The following is a 328-nucleotide window of genomic DNA, read 5'->3' as shown; positions in this document are numbered from 1 at the left end:
CCTCGATTGATATCAACCCCCGACTAGCCAGTAGAAAGCGACCCCCATCATCAGCAGGGAGGAGACCCGCCCCAGCAGATCCCCGCGCCCCTGCCCTTGCAACAGCTGGTTTGCCCGCTGCCCGCCGTAGGCGTAGAGCAGCAGGTTGACGCACTCGATCAGGATGACCAGGGCGACGAACAGCAGGGTCTGCAACTCGGTTGAGAGGGCCGGGCTGATGAAGGGCGGCAGCAGGGTCATCATGAAGAGCCAGGACTTGGGGTTGGAGATGGCGACGGTAAAGCCGCGCAGCACCAGCTCCAGGCGCCCGCTGTCCTCCTGGCGGGTC

The 328-nt window shown here is 64.6% G+C and carries 1 protein-coding gene; it reads right to left on the bottom strand.

What is annotated here, in order from left to right; translation table 11 throughout:
* Positions 1-12 precede the first annotated feature (12 nt).
* The coding region (locus tag BN1123_RS03475) for a LysE family translocator (protein WP_042025384.1) at positions 13-328 on the bottom strand (316 nt) is incomplete at its 5' end.

The sequence above is a fragment of the Aeromonas enteropelogenes genome (genome assembly GCF_000819845.1).
In the GTDB taxonomy this organism is placed as follows: domain Bacteria; phylum Pseudomonadota; class Gammaproteobacteria; order Enterobacterales; family Aeromonadaceae; genus Aeromonas; species Aeromonas enteropelogenes.
This window is presented reverse-complemented; position numbering and strand designations above follow the sequence as displayed.